At 40.9% G+C, this 15,721-nt stretch carries 19 protein-coding genes and 1 pseudogene; 8 read left to right on the top strand and 12 right to left on the bottom strand.

Annotated elements, in window-relative coordinates:
- Window position 1 precedes the first annotated feature (1 nt).
- From yhbY to B5X77_RS20840, 4 genes are read right to left on the bottom strand one after another with little or no spacing between them, the layout of a single operon-like run.
- Window positions 2-295 carry a ribosome assembly RNA-binding protein YhbY gene (gene yhbY, locus B5X77_RS20825; RefSeq protein WP_079509823.1) on the bottom strand — a complete coding sequence of 98 codons (294 nt, stop codon included), beginning with the start codon at window positions 293-295 and terminating at the stop codon, window positions 2-4.
- Between the two features lie 3 nt (window positions 296-298).
- Complete coding sequence (aroE, locus tag B5X77_RS20830; RefSeq protein ID WP_079509824.1) at window positions 299-1,129, bottom strand: shikimate dehydrogenase; 831 nt, start codon at window positions 1,127-1,129, stop codon at window positions 299-301.
- A gap of 42 nt (window positions 1,130-1,171) precedes the next feature.
- Complete coding sequence (yqeH, locus tag B5X77_RS20835; protein ID WP_079509825.1) at window positions 1,172-2,275, bottom strand: ribosome biogenesis GTPase YqeH; 1,104 nt, start codon at window positions 2,273-2,275, stop codon at window positions 1,172-1,174.
- A 3-nt stretch (window positions 2,276-2,278) separates the two neighbouring features.
- Complete coding sequence (locus tag B5X77_RS20840) at window positions 2,279-2,794, bottom strand: YqeG family HAD IIIA-type phosphatase (protein ID WP_079509826.1); 516 nt, start codon at window positions 2,792-2,794, stop codon at window positions 2,279-2,281.
- A 414-nt stretch (window positions 2,795-3,208) separates the two neighbouring features.
- Between B5X77_RS20840 and B5X77_RS20845 the strand changes: the two genes are divergently transcribed.
- Window positions 3,209-3,349 carry a sporulation histidine kinase inhibitor Sda gene (locus B5X77_RS20845; RefSeq protein WP_079510333.1) on the top strand — a complete coding sequence of 47 codons (141 nt, stop codon included), beginning with the start codon at window positions 3,209-3,211 and terminating at the stop codon, window positions 3,347-3,349.
- Window positions 3,350-3,434: 85 nt separating this feature from the next.
- Here B5X77_RS20845 and B5X77_RS20850 read toward each other — a convergent pair whose 3' ends face one another.
- Window positions 3,435-4,223 carry a phosphatidylserine decarboxylase gene (locus tag B5X77_RS20850; protein ID WP_079509827.1) on the bottom strand — a complete coding sequence of 263 codons (789 nt, stop codon included), beginning with the start codon at window positions 4,221-4,223 and terminating at the stop codon, window positions 3,435-3,437.
- A gap of 254 nt (window positions 4,224-4,477) precedes the next feature.
- Here B5X77_RS20850 and pssA point away from each other — a divergent pair, with 254 nt between their 5' ends.
- Window positions 4,478-5,017, top strand: coding sequence for a CDP-diacylglycerol--serine O-phosphatidyltransferase (gene pssA, locus B5X77_RS20855; protein WP_079509828.1), 540 nt, complete (start codon window positions 4,478-4,480; stop codon window positions 5,015-5,017).
- Between the two features lie 89 nt (window positions 5,018-5,106).
- On the opposite strand, the gene B5X77_RS20860 is transcribed toward pssA, so the two are convergent.
- The gene (locus B5X77_RS20860; RefSeq protein WP_079509829.1) at window positions 5,107-6,885 is read right to left on the bottom strand and encodes a M3 family oligoendopeptidase; all 1,779 of its coding nucleotides are present in this window, start codon (window positions 6,883-6,885) and stop codon (window positions 5,107-5,109) included.
- Between the two features lie 456 nt (window positions 6,886-7,341).
- On the opposite strand from B5X77_RS20860, the gene B5X77_RS20865 reads away from it, so the two are divergent.
- Together B5X77_RS20865 and B5X77_RS20870 are read left to right on the top strand one after the other, a co-directional pair.
- Window positions 7,342-8,013, top strand: a complete 672-nt coding sequence (locus B5X77_RS20865; RefSeq protein ID WP_079509830.1) for a response regulator transcription factor — start codon at window positions 7,342-7,344, stop codon at window positions 8,011-8,013.
- A gap of 84 nt (window positions 8,014-8,097) precedes the next feature.
- On the top strand, window positions 8,098-8,454 hold the full coding sequence (locus B5X77_RS20870; RefSeq protein WP_079509831.1) for a group I truncated hemoglobin: 357 nt from the start codon (window positions 8,098-8,100) through the stop codon (window positions 8,452-8,454).
- 32 nt (window positions 8,455-8,486) lie between these two features.
- Here B5X77_RS20870 and B5X77_RS20875 read toward each other — a convergent pair whose 3' ends face one another.
- From B5X77_RS20875 to B5X77_RS20890, 4 genes are all read right to left on the bottom strand, one after another.
- A complete protein-coding gene (locus tag B5X77_RS20875; RefSeq protein WP_079509832.1) occupies window positions 8,487-9,047 on the bottom strand; it encodes a helical membrane plugin domain-containing protein in 561 nt (186 codons plus the stop codon).
- Window positions 9,048-9,061: 14 nt separating this feature from the next.
- Window positions 9,062-10,198, bottom strand: a complete 1,137-nt coding sequence (locus tag B5X77_RS20880) for an NAD(P)/FAD-dependent oxidoreductase (RefSeq protein ID WP_079509833.1) — start codon at window positions 10,196-10,198, stop codon at window positions 9,062-9,064.
- Window positions 10,199-10,305: 107 nt separating this feature from the next.
- Entirely contained in the window at window positions 10,306-10,545 is a 240-nt protein-coding gene (locus B5X77_RS20885) for a sulfurtransferase TusA family protein (protein ID WP_079509834.1), read from the bottom strand.
- Between the two features lie 104 nt (window positions 10,546-10,649).
- Window positions 10,650-11,051: a DsrE/DsrF/DrsH-like family protein gene (locus B5X77_RS20890; protein WP_079509835.1), complete on the bottom strand. Its 402-nt coding sequence runs from the start codon at window positions 11,049-11,051 to the stop codon at window positions 10,650-10,652.
- Between the two features lie 277 nt (window positions 11,052-11,328).
- Here B5X77_RS20890 and B5X77_RS20895 point away from each other — a divergent pair.
- A pseudogene (locus B5X77_RS20895) lies at window positions 11,329-11,703 on the top strand (sigma-70 family RNA polymerase sigma factor); the annotation flags it as partial.
- A gap of 235 nt (window positions 11,704-11,938) precedes the next feature.
- Window positions 11,939-13,465 (top strand): recombinase family protein, encoded by a 1,527-nt coding sequence (locus tag B5X77_RS20900; RefSeq protein ID WP_079509836.1) that lies wholly within the window; start codon window positions 11,939-11,941, stop codon window positions 13,463-13,465.
- Window positions 13,466-13,562: 97 nt separating this feature from the next.
- Here B5X77_RS20900 and B5X77_RS20905 read toward each other — a convergent pair whose 3' ends face one another.
- Window positions 13,563-13,808: a hypothetical protein gene (locus B5X77_RS20905; RefSeq protein WP_079509837.1), complete on the bottom strand. Its 246-nt coding sequence runs from the start codon at window positions 13,806-13,808 to the stop codon at window positions 13,563-13,565.
- 233 nt (window positions 13,809-14,041) lie between these two features.
- Between B5X77_RS20905 and B5X77_RS20910 the strand changes: the two genes are divergently transcribed.
- Window positions 14,042-14,224: a hypothetical protein gene (locus tag B5X77_RS20910; protein ID WP_048009494.1), complete on the top strand. Its 183-nt coding sequence runs from the start codon at window positions 14,042-14,044 to the stop codon at window positions 14,222-14,224.
- Window positions 14,225-14,354: 130 nt separating this feature from the next.
- On the opposite strand, the gene B5X77_RS20915 is transcribed toward B5X77_RS20910, so the two are convergent.
- Window positions 14,355-14,600 (bottom strand): hypothetical protein, encoded by a 246-nt coding sequence (locus B5X77_RS20915; protein WP_079509838.1) that lies wholly within the window; start codon window positions 14,598-14,600, stop codon window positions 14,355-14,357.
- A gap of 876 nt (window positions 14,601-15,476) precedes the next feature.
- Here B5X77_RS20915 and B5X77_RS20920 point away from each other — a divergent pair.
- The gene (locus B5X77_RS20920; protein WP_079509839.1) at window positions 15,477-15,668 is read left to right on the top strand and encodes a hypothetical protein; all 192 of its coding nucleotides are present in this window, start codon (window positions 15,477-15,479) and stop codon (window positions 15,666-15,668) included.
- The last annotated feature ends 53 nt before the right edge of the window (window positions 15,669-15,721 follow it).

Raw genomic sequence — 15,721 nt, forward strand, 5'->3', positions numbered from 1 at the left:
TTTATCTTGGAAGAACGATTTCCTTATTTTCACGTGACTCTTTATATAAAACGATCGTATTCCCAATTACCTGAACTAGTTCCGCTTTAGCTCCGCTGGAAAGCTCTTCTGCAACTGTATCCCTATCCTCATCACAATTTTGGAGGATGCTCACCTTGATCAACTCTCTCGCTTCCAGAACATCTGCGATTTGCTTGATCATATTCTCATTTACCCCGCCTTTGCCGACTTGAAAAATCGGATTAAGATGATGGGCTTTTGATCTTAAAAAACGTTTCTGCTTACCTGTTAACATGTGTTAACCTCCTAAATTTCTTAAAACATTGGTTTTCATTCTCTCGGTGTCGGGAAAAATCCCTGTCCATTTCTCAAAAGCAAGTGCCCCCTGGAAAACGAACATCTCTATTCCATTTTGGATTGCAGCCCCTCTCTTGGAAGCAGCCTTCAAAAATGTTGTTTGCAATGGATTATAAATTATATCACTGACGATTGCATCCTGGGATATGTTTTCAGGAGAAAGCGGCAAACTTCCTGTATCAGGCACCATCCCTATGGAAGTCGTCTGGATAACGAGCTGATATTCATTCAGTGTTTTTTCTGCTGTTTCCCGGTTAAGGACCTTTGATTCTACATTAAAAGGACATGATCTGATTAATTCTTCTGCCTTGTCATAGGTACGGTTATAAAGGTCAATTCTGCTTATTCCTGCTTGGGCCATTGAAAAGAAGATCGCTCTCGAAGCACCGCCAGCACCAATAATCAAAGCTGACCTTGAACCAAGATCAGCATCAATTGTTTCTAGCCCTTTGACAAAGCCAGGGCCATCGGTATTGTAACCTGTCAAAAAGCCATTCTCATTTTTGACTGTATTGACAGCTCCGATCGCTTCGGCCAGAGGATCGATTTTATCAAGATAGGCCATAATATCTGTCTTATGGGGGATTGTCACATTGAAGCCGGATGCTTCCAATGCTTTCAATCCTTTTACAGCTGCCTCAAGATTTTCTTTGCTGACATGGAATGGCAGATACGCTGCATCGATTCCATAAAAGCCAAATAAATCATTGTGCATGGCAGGAGACATCGAGTGTGATATCGGATCACCTATAACTCCGAATAATTTTTTCATAATCTCCCGCCCCTTCATCAAATTTATTACCTGCAAAAGAATTTAGATTAGGGACCTTCTTAGCAGCACATGAACTCCTTTTGGAACATAAGCCGCTATTTTGGCACCTGCATCATTGACGGTTACCCATCCTAGCCCTGAAAAAACAATGTCGGTTTTCGCTTCCTTGATCGTGAATTCATGACGGACAAGTTCCGGGAATTCTTCCATTTGTTCGCGGCGAGGCGGAGTCAGCAATTCTCCAGCATGATTTTTATATAACTCGTCCGCATTCTCAAGCTTAGTTCGGTGGATATTGATTTCATTCGGTACATAGCAGGGGAAAGATCTTCTGCCGCCAGATATATAATCAAATCGGGCAAGCCCCCCGAAAAATAACGTTTGCTGTTCATTCAGCTGGTACACTTTGGGCTTGATTTCTTTTTTGGGTGTAATGTATTTCAAATCCCGCTTATCTACATAATGCGCCATCTGGTGATGATTAATGATTCCCGGGGTATCTACAATCGCTTTTCCATCTTCAAGCGGAATTTCAATCATGTCAAGGGTTGTTCCCGGAAAATGTGAGGTTGTAATGATATCTCCTTCACCAGTCACTTCCTTGATGATCCTATTAATGAAAGTAGACTTACCCACATTCGTACAGCCGACGATATAGACATCCTTGCCATTGCGATATTCATCTATTGCCGCTGCAGCTTCTTGGATATTATGTCCCTTTGCCGCACTCACAAGAAAGACGTCAATTGGATTTAGTCCCAGTTCCCTTGATTCCTTTTTCATCCAGTCTATGAGTTTCCGCTGCTTTACCGATTTTGGCACCAGGTCAGCCTTATTTCCAATCAATAGTACCGGATTTTTTCCGGCAAAGCGTTGGATACCTGGCAGCCAGCTCCCATTGAAATCAAAAATATCTACGATCTTGACTATCAATGCATCCCTGCTGCCAAGTTCATTCAATATTTTTAAAAAGTCATCGTCAGTTAGACTGACATCCTGAATCTCGTTATAGTTCTTTAAACGAAAACATCTCTGGCAGACGGCAACGTCTTTTTCCAGGGATGAAGCAGGGGCAAAACCCAGTTCTTCGGGATTTTCAGTTTGGATTTTCACACCACAGCCGGTACAGATTAATTGCTCACTCAAATTTTAGTCCTCCCAATTCAACTTTCCTTGTTTCCTGAACCAATTTAATATCCTTCTTTCCACTTTTCTGTTAAAGCGGGTTATAAAACCATCTGTCTGGGCAACTGGAACGACGAGAATCGTGTGGAATCCGCTTCTATTCCCCCCAAGAACATCGGTTAGCAGCTGGTCCCCAATAACGACTGTTTCCTCTTTACGCAATCCCATTTGTTTTAATGCCTTATTGAATGCCCGAGTCATCGGTTTTCTCGCTTGAAATATAAATGGTATTTGAAGCGGGTCTGAAAACGACCTGACTCTTCTTTCATTATTATTGGATACAATCGTAATGAGTATTTCATTTCTTCTCATATTATCAAACCACTCGATCAGCTTTGGGGTCGCATTTGGCCGATCCCATTCTACGAGGGTATTGTCCAAATCTGTTATAATGCCCTTCACGCCTTTTTCCTTTAGGCTTTCAGGATGGATTTCAAATATACTCTTGACATGCTGGTCAGGCAAAAAATGCTTTAGCAATTTTATAACACCTCATTAATTAAATTCCTATCATACCGTTAACATCATACCCAATTTTATCCTCGTATTCAAAACAAACATTTAAATAAGGGTAGAACCCGGATAAAGTTCGATGAAAACCCTGGATTTCTGCTAAATTCAATAAATTTTCGAAGTATTTCAAAAAACTTTTCGACAAAATCCAAGGATTTCCATCCCTGTGGATAACCTTATACACATTATACACATTGGTTTTATTACAAATTTCCCGATTATAAACAATTTAATCACAGGTTATCCACCGATGTTTGTGGATAATTAGAACAGTTGTTCTGAGAGTTTCATTCTGCTAGAGTAAGGGTAGAACGAAACAACTTACAATTATATGCAATCAATTTTGAATTTAGAAGATCCTTTTGGGGGTGAATGACTGGAATGCGCAAGCTATCGGACGAGCTTTTGATCGAATCTTATTTCAAAGCAAGAGAGCTAAACCTTAGCTATGAGTTTATTCGTTTGATTGAAACGGAAATCCACCGGCGGTCATTATCTAACCGAATCAAAGTCTCTTCCTGACAGCCCCAAAAGGGCTCTTTTTTTACTGCCTTAATATAATTCGAAACAAAATGAAGGCACAGATTAAACCTGTGCCTCTCGCTGGTCATCCTTGTTCATCAATTGTACCGATTTTCTCTCCATATTTGATATGATAGGGCGCAGTGATTTCAGGCAAAAGGTTAATCGTCCCTTTTTCAAACAGCAACACTACAGTTGAACCAAAAGTAAAATAAGCCATTTGCTCGCCTTTCTTCAATTCAGTGCCAGCGTGAGTCATTTCAATCGAATTGACAAACATAGCGCCAACCTTAATAACGGCTGTCATACCCGCTTTGTGTCTGATTTCGGTAATTTTCCGATAATTTTTAGACAACGGATAGTTCCCATATTTCAATCCCATCTTATTGACAGGGAATGACTTCTTTCCCAAAGTCCACTGATTGACAACCTCCCCTGAAACCGGGCTGTGAATTTGATGGTAATGACTTGGACTCAGGTAAAAAATCATATATGTTCCCTGTTCATACCTTGACATTGCTTCATCATTACCAAGCATCTCGGAGATCGAATAAATCTTACCTTTTACCGTAATGGTCTTGTCCGCTGCAATTTCTCCTATTTCTTCAATCACGGAATCTACTGGACTGACAACTGACATAGGATCATGATCCACCGTTCTTGCCCCTTCTTTAAGGTTCCTGATAAAAAATTGATGCAGACTATCATATTCCATTAAAGGCTTTTCCATTTCCTCCTGATTAATTTGATAAGTCCTGGCGAACGAAGGAACAATCCTTCTGCTCCCCTTAGATTTTGCAAATTTGTGTAAAATGGCCGAAGTCCATCTTCCATTGGTCAATTCTATAAGCAGACGATATATCGATTGGAGCAATTCACATACCTCCGATTAATTTTGTAGGTTTCCTGCGTTGTTTGAAAATTCCGGTAAGGATCAAAAGAAATCTTTACGAAAAAGCATAATCAGCTTAGAATTATATATTATTATATAATACCCCAATGTGCTAGTTCCCTTTTTCAACTAGGGGATGATGAATTTTGTGCTCTATCATTGAGACTGCTGGTACCATACCATTCCAAAAGCATCGATCCTGGCGAAAACTGCCTTCCATTTAGAGGAGTGAATTTATGTTTTTTCACGAAGTAGTAGAATCTACAGTCAAAAAAATAAAATCCCAGACTGCCAATATGCTGACTATGGCCAATCTTTCATTAGGCGGATTTGCAATCATCGCCGGTATCAATGGCAATTTGAACCTGAGTCTTATGCTGATTTTCATAGCCGCCCTTGCCGACCGATTTGATGGCATGGTTGCCAGAAAGTTCAATATCGAATCAGAACTTGGAAAGCAATTGGATTCCATGAGTGATATTATATCATTCGGTGTAGCACCTGCACTATTAATCTATCAAGGAATTTTATCGGAATTTGGAGCTCCAGGAGCCTTTTTCACTGTGTTTTATATAGGCTGCGGCGCATTTCGCCTTGCAAGATTCAATATAACCGAGAATAACGGCTACTTTACAGGTTTACCGATAACAGCTGCAGGCGTGCTGGCTACACTTAGTTTCCTTGCCATTCCTCATGTTCCGCCGCAAATATTCCTATTCATGATGCTGGCTCTCAGTCTGCTGATGATCAGTCCCTTCAAGCTCAGAAAAGTGTAAAACCCAGCCGTATAAGGACTGGGTTTTACACTTATTTTTATATCTGTTTAAACCTTTTTTGCAGTACAATTCCTGTTAGCCTGATGTCCCTATTCCGTCAAGGTCATGAACTCCTCGACATCATCAACGCACATGCGTACGGCTTTTTCCCAGAATTCTTTTTCTGTGAGGTCGACGTTCATGTGTTTCTGCGCAAGCTCCTCGACTGTCATTGATGCCGAATCCTTTAAGAGAGCAATATATTTTTCCTCATATCCCTCGCCTTCCTCCTGGGCCATTGCATAAATACCAAGAGAGAATAGGTAACCAAAGGTATACGGGAAGTTATAAAACGGGACTCCTGTAATAAAGAAGTGCAGCTTGGAAGCCCAGAACAGCGGGTGATACTCCTCGAGAGCTCCGCCGTATGCTTCGGTCTGTGCATTTTTCATCAATTCCCCAAGTCTTTCTGGATTAACAACTCCCTGTTTACGCTCCTCGTAGAATTTCGTTTCAAACAGGAACCTGGAATGAATATTCATCAGGAGTGCTACAGAACGCTGTATTTTATCCTCCAACAAACCAAGCTTCTCTTCTTTAGTTTGTGCGTTTTTCACGGAAGCGTCGGAAACAATCATTTCAGCAAAGGTAGATGCAGTTTCAGCAACATTCATCGCATAATTTCGGTTCAACAAATGTAAATCCCTCATGGCATAAGTATGAAAACCATGTCCAAGTTCATGCGCCAATGTTGATACATTGGAAGGCGTACCTGAGTAGGTCATGAATATTCTCGATTGACTGCTCTCTGGAAAGAATGTATGAAAACCGCCAGGAGCCTTGCCGGGGCGATCCTCGGCCTCAATCCAGTCATTTTCAAAAGCCATCTTCGCAAACTCAGCCATTTCTTTGCCAAATTCAGCAAAATTCTCAACGATAAAGTCAGCTCCTTGCTGATAGGACATTGTGGAATCTGCGCTTCCTATTGGTGCATCCAAATCAAACCAGCTCAGTTTTTCAAGTCCCAGGAGCTTCGCTTTCCGGTTCAGGAATCTTACAAACGGTTCCTTGTTATCGGAAATGACATCCCACATGGCATCAAGTGTTTCTTTTTTCATTCTGTTGATATCGAGCGGTTCTTTTAAAACATCCTCCCAGCCTCGCAGCTTATACACATTTAAGCGAAAACCTGCCAGATGGTTCAGCGTCTTTGCATAAAAATCTTCTTTTTCTCCCCAGGCTTGTTCCCATGCTGCAAAAACCTCTTTACGGACAGAGCGGTCAGAATCCGCAAGTTTATTGGCTGCCTGGCCGACAGAAAGACTTTCCTCTTTATACTGGACTTTTGTTTTACCAACCAGAAGGTCGTACATCTGGCCCCAGCCATGATAGCCGTCAACACTTAAAGCATTTATAGCCGTTTCTTCTTTTTCGGATAGCTTTTCAGCCGCACGCTCCCGCCGCTCCGTCAGCACAAAACGAAGCTCCTTTAAAAGCCCTTCCTGTAAAAGCTTATCCCAGACTTCGTTAGAAAAGCCGGATAGCTGTTGATCAAAAGTAGTCAGTGCGCTTTGCAGTGACGCACTTAATTCAGTGACCGTCGCCTTCAATTGCCCAGCCTTTTTATCATCTGTGTTCTGCGCATGCAAGCAGCTGACAAAAGCGCCAGCCTGCCTTACCTTTCTCGCTGCTCCATCAAATAGTTCAACAAGATTCACCAGTCTTTGCCCCTCGTCCGGCTGATCAACTGGCTGCCATCTGTCTACTTCCCTTTTAAACTTTTCGATCTGCTCGCCAGCTGCCTTAAGATGGTCTGCAAATGCCGGAGAATCACTTCCCCCTTCAAAAAACACGTCAAGATTCCAGACATCAGAATATGTATTAGACATTAATGTTCCCCCTTTTTAGTCTATTTTTTATTATAATAATATTTTTCACAAATTTCTATGTTTTCAATAATCATTAATTCTCTCCAGCTTAGTAAGAAGGTTCATCCTTATAAAAAGGATAAACCTTAAAACTATTTAGCAACAGAAATACCACCAGCCTCCAAAAATAAGGACGATTACAAGCAGTATAATGAACAGTGCAAACCATGCGCCACTCCCGCCGTAGCAACCGGGATAACCTCCATAAGGAACCGCGTATGGTGGATAGTAACCGTAAGGCATACTTTCACACTCCTTTTTTTTATCCTGGTATCAATTTATGGGATTCTGTCCTATTTGGTTTGGGCTCAATGGTTTAATTTCACAAAATTATTTAGGAAGTACAAGTAAAGTGCACAGGTTTTTCAAACTTTTAGTGTATGATAAACTCACTAATTACTTACAAGGGGTATTTTTATGGCGACTATATTGCTAGTAGATGATGAAATGCGAATGCTTGATTTACTCGCGCTATACCTTGAGCCTGCTGGCCATAAGTGCATCAAAAGGACTTCTGCAAACGCGGCTATTGAATACCTGGAACACCATGGTGTGGATCTTATTTTACTTGATATCATGATGCCTGAGATGGATGGCTGGGAGGCATGCGGTGAAATCAGAAAACATTGGGACATACCGATTATCATGCTTAGCGCAAGGAGCGAAAAACCTGATATTGTAAAAGGTTTACACATTGGGGCAGATGACTATGTCACCAAGCCGTTTGATGAGGGAGAACTTCTGGCCAGAATTGAAGCCTTGTTAAGAAGACATTCCTCAAAAAGCCCTGTACTTACGTTCAAAGGACTCAATCTCAGTATGGAATCGTATGAGGTCCATTATGACGGGAACCAAATTCCTCTGACACCAAAGGAATTTTCATTGTTAAGCCTTTTTTTGCAAAACAAAAATAAGGTGTTCACAAGAGAACATTTAATTTCTACTATATGGGGATATGGTGTTGCTACTGAAGACCGCACGATTGATTCGCATGTCCGGAACCTGAGGGATAAGCTTCGAAAGGCTGGATTTGCAGCTGATGATTACCTGGCTACTGTTTGGGGAGTAGGGTATAAGTGGATAGAATAGAACAGTGTAAAAAAGTTTCATTCATACTTCTGGGGATAAATAGAAATAATAAGCTAGTCATTTTCCGAACAGGAGGAATATCGAATGGAAACATTATACGAACGCCTTGGCGGGCAGGATGCCATTACTAAAGTTGTGGATGTATTTTACAAAAAAGTGCTGGCAGATGAAACAGTCAATCAATTTTTCAAGGAAACGGACATGGAAAAACAGCGGCGACATCAATCACTGTTCATCAGCTGGGCATTGGGCGGACCAAACCAATATTCCGGCAGAAGCATGGAACTCGCACATAAAGGCATGAACCTAAATGATGAGCACTTTGGAGCTATTGCCAATCACCTCGCTGCAAGTTTAAGGGAATTCAATGTATCGGAAGAAGACATCAATGGAGTGTTAGAAAAGCTGACAGAAATGAAAAATGATATTCTATACAAATAGAAAAGGAGAAAGGGATTCCCCCCTCTCCTTTTCTATTTATTTAATTGTTTCGGCAGGTTCTGCAGGAAGGAGATCATTAGTGTCATACCTTCCCTTGTTTCTTTCTGTGTGACTGCCTTCATCAGCTGCATGGATGACAGCGGTGCTTTATCCTTTGTTTCCTCCTGGGCGTGATGGAAAGCAGTAAGCATACCGTCTACCAGGTCAAGGGCACCAAGCTGGACGAAGGAATCTGCCAGTTCTGCACCCTTGATTGCCTTTTCGACCATATCTGTTACCATCGGCCCCGTCATGGCGCCTTTCATGGCAGCAACCATATCCGCCAACTGCATCAGGGACTTAAGGACTCCTGTTTCTTCCATCCTTTTAACTTCCATCAATGTTCTTTCAAGGTTCTCAGCAACTTCCGGCAATGCCTTTAACAACGAGACCGTCTCCGGCTGGAGCAGGTCGTCAGCCATCTCGGCCATCTTTACACCTGTTTCTGCGATTGTGGAGACCATCTCTCCGGTTACTGCACTCATAGCGGCATCGGTGAAGCTGACGAGCTTATGTGATTCCGTTGTGTGTACTTGAGGTGTTTCTGTAGCCATCTCAACCACCCCTTCTATAAAATCCCTTTTGCATTTAACCAGTAAAGCTCATTGTAGACAGCTTTGAACCAGTGAAGCAGGTCAGAAGTTTCTGCAGGCTGCGGCGGATTGTTGTAATCAAAAGTAATCATGCTGGCATCTTCAAGACTATTTTCAAGGAAACAAGCCACCTTGCCATTATATACAGCTGTTTCCGGGCGGCCAGATAATCTGCTGATGATATTGGCAACCAGCGATTCAGATTGATAATGTGCTGTTGAACCAGCTTTGCTGATTGGAAGATTCGTAGCATCACCAATTACATATACATCATCCTGTCCAATCATCTTCAGTGTGGTGCGGTTGGTCGGAATGAAGCCAGATTCATCACCGATTCCGGAATCCATCACCGCTTTTGCTCCTGTATGAGCAGGTATGGTAATGAGCATGTCATATTCATGTTCCGATCCGTCCATTGTAATTGCCACTTTGCGTTTTGGATCCACTTCTTCAAGGTTAAAAAATGTTTCATATTTAATATCGCGCTTCTCAAATTGCGGAAGTCCCCATTCTGCTACTGGAACCAATGAGTGGATACGGCCGATTGGATAGGCGTATTTGATTTCGATATCCTTACGTCTGCCATTTTTCCGGTAATAATCATCCAGCATCAATGCCAGTTCCAGAGGAGCTGCAGGACATTTGTGAGGCACATCGATGGTGATCAGGATTTTTCCTTTTTCCATTGCCGCCAGGTCATCGCGCAAGCGTTCAGCACCTTCCAGTGTATAGAAGTTATGTGCTCCTTCCCTTAAACCAGGGACACTGTCAAAATCAGGGTGGGACCCTGTCGCGATGACAAGATAATCATATTGATAATGCCTATTGCCCTTTATCGTCTTTTTCTCGATATCGATTTTTTCTATATCATCATATACAAGGTCCACATGTCGATGAACCAATGATTCCTGTTTTCTGATGAAATGCTCAGATGGCTTTTCATTAAAAGCGATGAATAAGTAACCTGGCTGGTAGATATGCTTTTCTGTATTGGAAATCAGGGTAATTTCGACTTCGCGTTTTTTTATTTCATTCCCTAGCTGGCGGGCGAGCTTGTTTGCGACCATTGTCCCCGCGCTGCCGGCTCCGAGAATCACTATTTTCTTTACCATTCCGTACACCTCTTTACTGGATTCTTTGCTGAGGACTGTTAATTCTTCGCGATAATTTCCAAATATCATTGGCCGTATCGAAAACAACTAAGTCCAAGAGCAATCACTTATTTTGCTTTTCTTACCGCTATTTTGAATTCATCGCCTTCATTTTCAAGATAGGCAATTTCGTGACCCATTTTGTTTACCCATTCAGGTATGTCCACTGCTGATCCTTTGTCTGTGGAAAGAACCTCAACAACATCTCCGACTTGCGCTGTTTTAATTCCTTTAACCAATTCCATTAGCGGGCCAGGGCAATATGCTCCCCTAGCATCGATTGATTTAGTTACTTGTACTTCACTCATGTTTTTTTCCTCCTGTATGGTTGTGATTTACGCTAATTTACTCATGCAGGAATGGCTTGGAGTATAGGCTTGCATGCCTTATCACTTTTTCCTGCTTCTGCAGCTTACATTGTAATGACTGTTGCCCCCTGAGTCATTCCCAGGAATTTCGTTACACCGATTACCCCATCAAATACATCGATCATGTCTTCTTCCTTCCAATCCATGATGTCCATCGCTAACGCGCAACCATAAATATTCAGTTCGCCCATGTCTTTCCCTTCCTGCAGCAATGCATCGAATAATGGTATTTTCTTTGCAAGCATTTCCTTACCGATTGTACCTGTGATGAAGTCGGTATTTTCAAAGCTTTCTTTACGGAATGATTTCAGAGCGTTCATTGTCACGAATACATTTACAGTCATGCCTGACATTGATGCTACTGATCCGACGAGTGCGCCAGCGTGCAGCTTTTCAAGATCTTCTGATAATAAAATAACCGCTAAAGATGGTGTTTGCTGTTCCATAATTTATTTCCTCCTAATGAATTAATTCAATTGGTTTACCTTACATTTGAATTATACCCATACCCCCATATCTATGTCTGTTTCGGTATTGTGAACGTTGTTCGTCTAAAAAGTGACAAAGCAATCTATTGGTAGTGTTATTGGTGTTTGGTTTGGTAGTGTCAATGCCTTTGGTTTTATTTTCCAAAACAAAATATTATTTGGACAGACACAATCCCCCGCGGTCAAACATAGGAATTTATTATAGGCGAAAGCCTAAAAAAGCGGGGGTGGAAACATGTCTGGCATACTGACGGCACTCGGATATCTAGTTAAAGAAGTGATCCTTCTTGTTTCGTATGTTAAAAACAACGCATTTCCTCAACCGTTGTCTGCAGCTGACGAGCGAAAGTATTTAAGGTTGATGGCAAACGGCGACCCACACGCAAGAAATATGCTAATCGAGCACAATCTTAGACTTGTCGCACATATCGTGAAGAAATTTGAAAACACCGGCGAGGATTCTGAGGATTTGATTTCAATCGGCACAATCGGCCTGATCAAGGCAATCGAAAGTTATTCTGAGGGAAAAGGCACAAAGCTTGCTACCTATGCTGCCAGATGTATTGAAAATGAAATTGTAAAGTCAATAGTGTTGCGTATCACTTCGAAACAATCATTTCAAAAATATTTCCTCTTAACGTCACAATAACCGTTTTCACACAACACATTTAATTGTGAAGCAACCACGAAATTGAAAACGGGAGGGACGACACCAATGAGTAAAAAAGGGTATATCTCCGCAAGTAAATTTCACTCCGAATTCATAAGAAGCGACGCAACCGACCGACTAATTGCTAATTGCTATAACGCAATTAAAGAAAAAATTAGAAGGGAACGACGGAACAATGATTGCACTATACGCACGGGTATCAACCGAAGAACAAGCTAAAAGCGGATATTCACTTCAAGACCAAATTCGCCAATGCCGTGAAAAGGCGGGCAAAAATGCGGAATGTATTGAATACGTGGACGACGGCTATTCGGGGGGATTCCTTGAACGTCCGGCACTTTCAAAATTGCGGAATGACCTTCGGGAAGGACTAATTGACAAAGTTATTGTCTATGATCCCGACCGTCTATCACGGAAACTTGCGAATCAATTGATTGTTACGGAAGAAATCGAAAAACGGGCAAAATTAATCTTTGTCAATTCCGAATACAAGAATACACCCGAAGGAATTTTGTTCTACCAAATGCGGGGGGCATTCTCGGAATTTGAAAAGGCGAAAATCAAAGAACGTATGACTAATGGAAGACGTGCAAAGGCTCGCAAGAACAAAGTAGTCAAAGACGTCAAGGTTTATGGATACAAGTTCAACAAGGAATCGCAAGAACTCGAAATCTATGAACCCGAAGCAAAGATTGTTCGATTGATTTTCGAACTATTTACCGACCCACGGGGGCGGGTACAGGGTATAAACGGAATCGCCCACTATTTGACCGACAAAGGTATTCCGACCAAAAAACGAAAAGGCGTTTGGCATAGGCAAGTAGTCCGCCAGATTCTTATGAATGAAACCTACACGGGTGTATTCTATCACAACAAATGGAATACGGAAGGAATGCTCGTCAACAAATACAAGGATTCAGACGACGAAAAGGTTTCAATGACCTTACGACCTAAAGAAGAATGGATTCCCGTCGAAGTTCCTGTGATTATCGAAAAGGAAACATTCAAGTTTGCCCAAAAGTTGTTGAAGGAATCACGACGTCGTTGGGCTGGTACTTCAAAGAACAAATATCTTCTTTCGGGATTGGTTCGCTGTGGCGATTGTGGCAATACCATGACGGGGCGACGGGCGAAGAATTGGGGAACTTACGTCTTTGAATATTCCGACGCCAAGAACACCGCAGGGGCAAAGCATAAGGGTTGTGGCAATCGGGTCAAATGCGAAGACCTTGACGTTTATGTATGGAATCATTTTGTCAATGTCATAACAACCGAAGGGGAATCAGCATATTCCGAAGTCGCCGCAACAACCGAAACCCAAGATTCAATTCCATTCGAAGAATCGGAATTACAACGCATTGAAGCCGAACTCATTCGTATTAAATCGGGTCGGAAACGTCTTCTTGACTTCATGACAAACAATGCCGATATTGTGGACGAAGAAGATATTCGCAATCAATTGAAAGAGTTAAAAGAAAAAGAAGATCACTTGTTGAAGTTGAAGGAAGAAACCGCTGCTTTACTTGAAGAACGGAAAAACAACGAAGTCAATGACGAAATTCGGGCAAAGGCGGTTGAACGATATTTTGAAAACGAAAATCCCGAATCTATGTCGAGTGAAGAAAGGCAAGAACTACTTCGAATGTTATATCGGGAAATTCGGGTATATTCAAACGGAAAAATTGACTTCATTTCATTGTAGGACGTTCCAATTAGAGGAGCGTCTTTTCTTTCGAACAAAAAACCGCCTTTCGACGGTTCAAAAAATCAAGTATAGCCCCTGTTAGTTGAAGATAACCCTACATATCTGAAATAGGTCTAATAGAGATATTCACATCATCAATGTCATTTTCGTTAGATACCATTCCGAATATCCTACAATTACCGCATTTTTTACATTCAAACATATATCTGATTTCCTCGTTATACTCATTTCCGTTTTCTTCGCTTTGAAATTCTATTTTTAGAGTGCTTTTATGCCATTGATTATCGGAACATAAATCACATTTAAATTCCTTACCCCAAATTTTTACTTCGTATAGCATTGAAAAGACACCTCTCAATTTTTAACAATCGCTTATAAGTTCAGATAATTCAGATGGTTTCATTCATTCTTATTGAACTCAAGCACCCGTTAGTTTAAGTGTATTTATTCACAAACTTAAGACCTTATTAGACACCTGCCTGTTTCCTTTCTATACGTCCGTCCTTTATTTGTTGGTATAAATTTAAATGCGGTTACAGATAATATCCCTATAACAAATTAGGGGGTTATGAAATGGAAGGAGCAACCACAAGTAATAATGGAATGAGCACTTCTAATAAACTAAACCTTTCAGGTCTTGGTGTTGGAGCAATTGTACTAACCACTCTTTATACTGCTGTTTTAGCTTCGCAGTTAATGGCTACCAAACATAAAGTCGATTACCTTTATTACAAAGAAATAACACAAAATAAATAGCTTATTATAGGCGGTGTTTTTTCACCGTCTTTTATTATACATAAAACAGCAATTTGAGCTAAACTGCCATGTTAGTTGAAGAAGAATGTCTAATCTGGTGAAAAAACTCTACTTAGACTCTATCCTACGGTTATTCAACTAACTTCGAATAACCTCGTTTCCCCTTGACGACCCTTTTGTCGTCCTTTCTTAATCCCCACATAACGTGATTGATCTCACCAAAGCGGATGCCGAATTTCTCATATATGTAATCGGAAATTTCTTCGTGTGATACTTCCACACCTTTGCCTTTCTGCCGCATGAACTCAATTATTGCGGGTTGGATTTCTTCCTTTCCAACCGTTTTTCTTCCATTTAGATATTCGTTCTTTGGCATAATGGACTCCCCTTTCATATTTTTGTAATATTATAACATATCCTATCTACGATTGGTCGCTCGTTTGAAGGACGTTCCGTGACGTGTAGTGACCCGATATTTCAAAATTGTTGTGTATATTCTGAAAGCGTCTTCCTCCGCCAAAAAGACCCCCCGTCCCCCCGTGGGTGGGGTCGAATATTCCGTCCATTTCTTTCTGTGCTTGTGTGTAAAGCGATTGAATTCATTCCGAATAGTTATTGTCTTGGGATTAAATGTCGTTGACCATAAGGCTTATGTATGGTCTTGCAAAGATATAGCAATCGTTGTATAAACATACGGAAGACAACACGTCATTACAATTACTATCTTATGGACAAACCTATTGCTATTCGTCATATAATAAAGATTACACGACCAATCGTATTTTGACGTTTTCAACAAATCCCTATAAACAAAGGGTTTGTCGATTTTGATTCGTCGTATATTAAAAATGTATTTCACTCATTCGTCGTATAATGCGATTATGTCCGCTTGTATCATAACAAAAACGGCTGAATCCCTTACGACTGTTAGTATTTTGCCGATTCCTTCCCGTGTAAATTTCGGACATTTCGGAACGCATAAACCAATATTTACGAAGAAATTAATCCCTTTCCTTCGATTCACGTTGTATTGAATGGAATGTCACTTTTGGTATTCGTGTGACATGGCGAAAAACCGTTCAATCCCTTGCGTATCAACACTTTAACGTAATAGAGAAGTAAAGTGATATTTCTATAATCGGACATATAACGACAGGCTTGCGGCTATTTTATGATTTTTTTAATGATGGAATATTAATTTTAGTGAATGCGGATATTAAGCACAAATGATTGATAGTTTGGAGGAAGAATAGTGAAAATATTGTTTAATATTCTAATCGCTATATTCGCAACAATTACCGTACTAGTTTCGAATCAAATTGCAACACGTCGGACATTAATAAAAATCACTTCTTTTCAAGCAATTACAGGTTTTATAATTTCTGCGATTCATTCCACCATTTTATATCTTGCTTTAAAACAACAAATGAAAGGACAAAGCTAATCGCCCCTTACATATGTAATAGGGAACGCAATTTCTTAGGCGTTCCCAAGTTC

This window comes from Mesobacillus jeotgali (assembly GCF_900166585.1).
Lineage (GTDB): Bacteria > Bacillota > Bacilli > Bacillales > Cytobacillaceae > Mesobacillus > Mesobacillus jeotgali_A.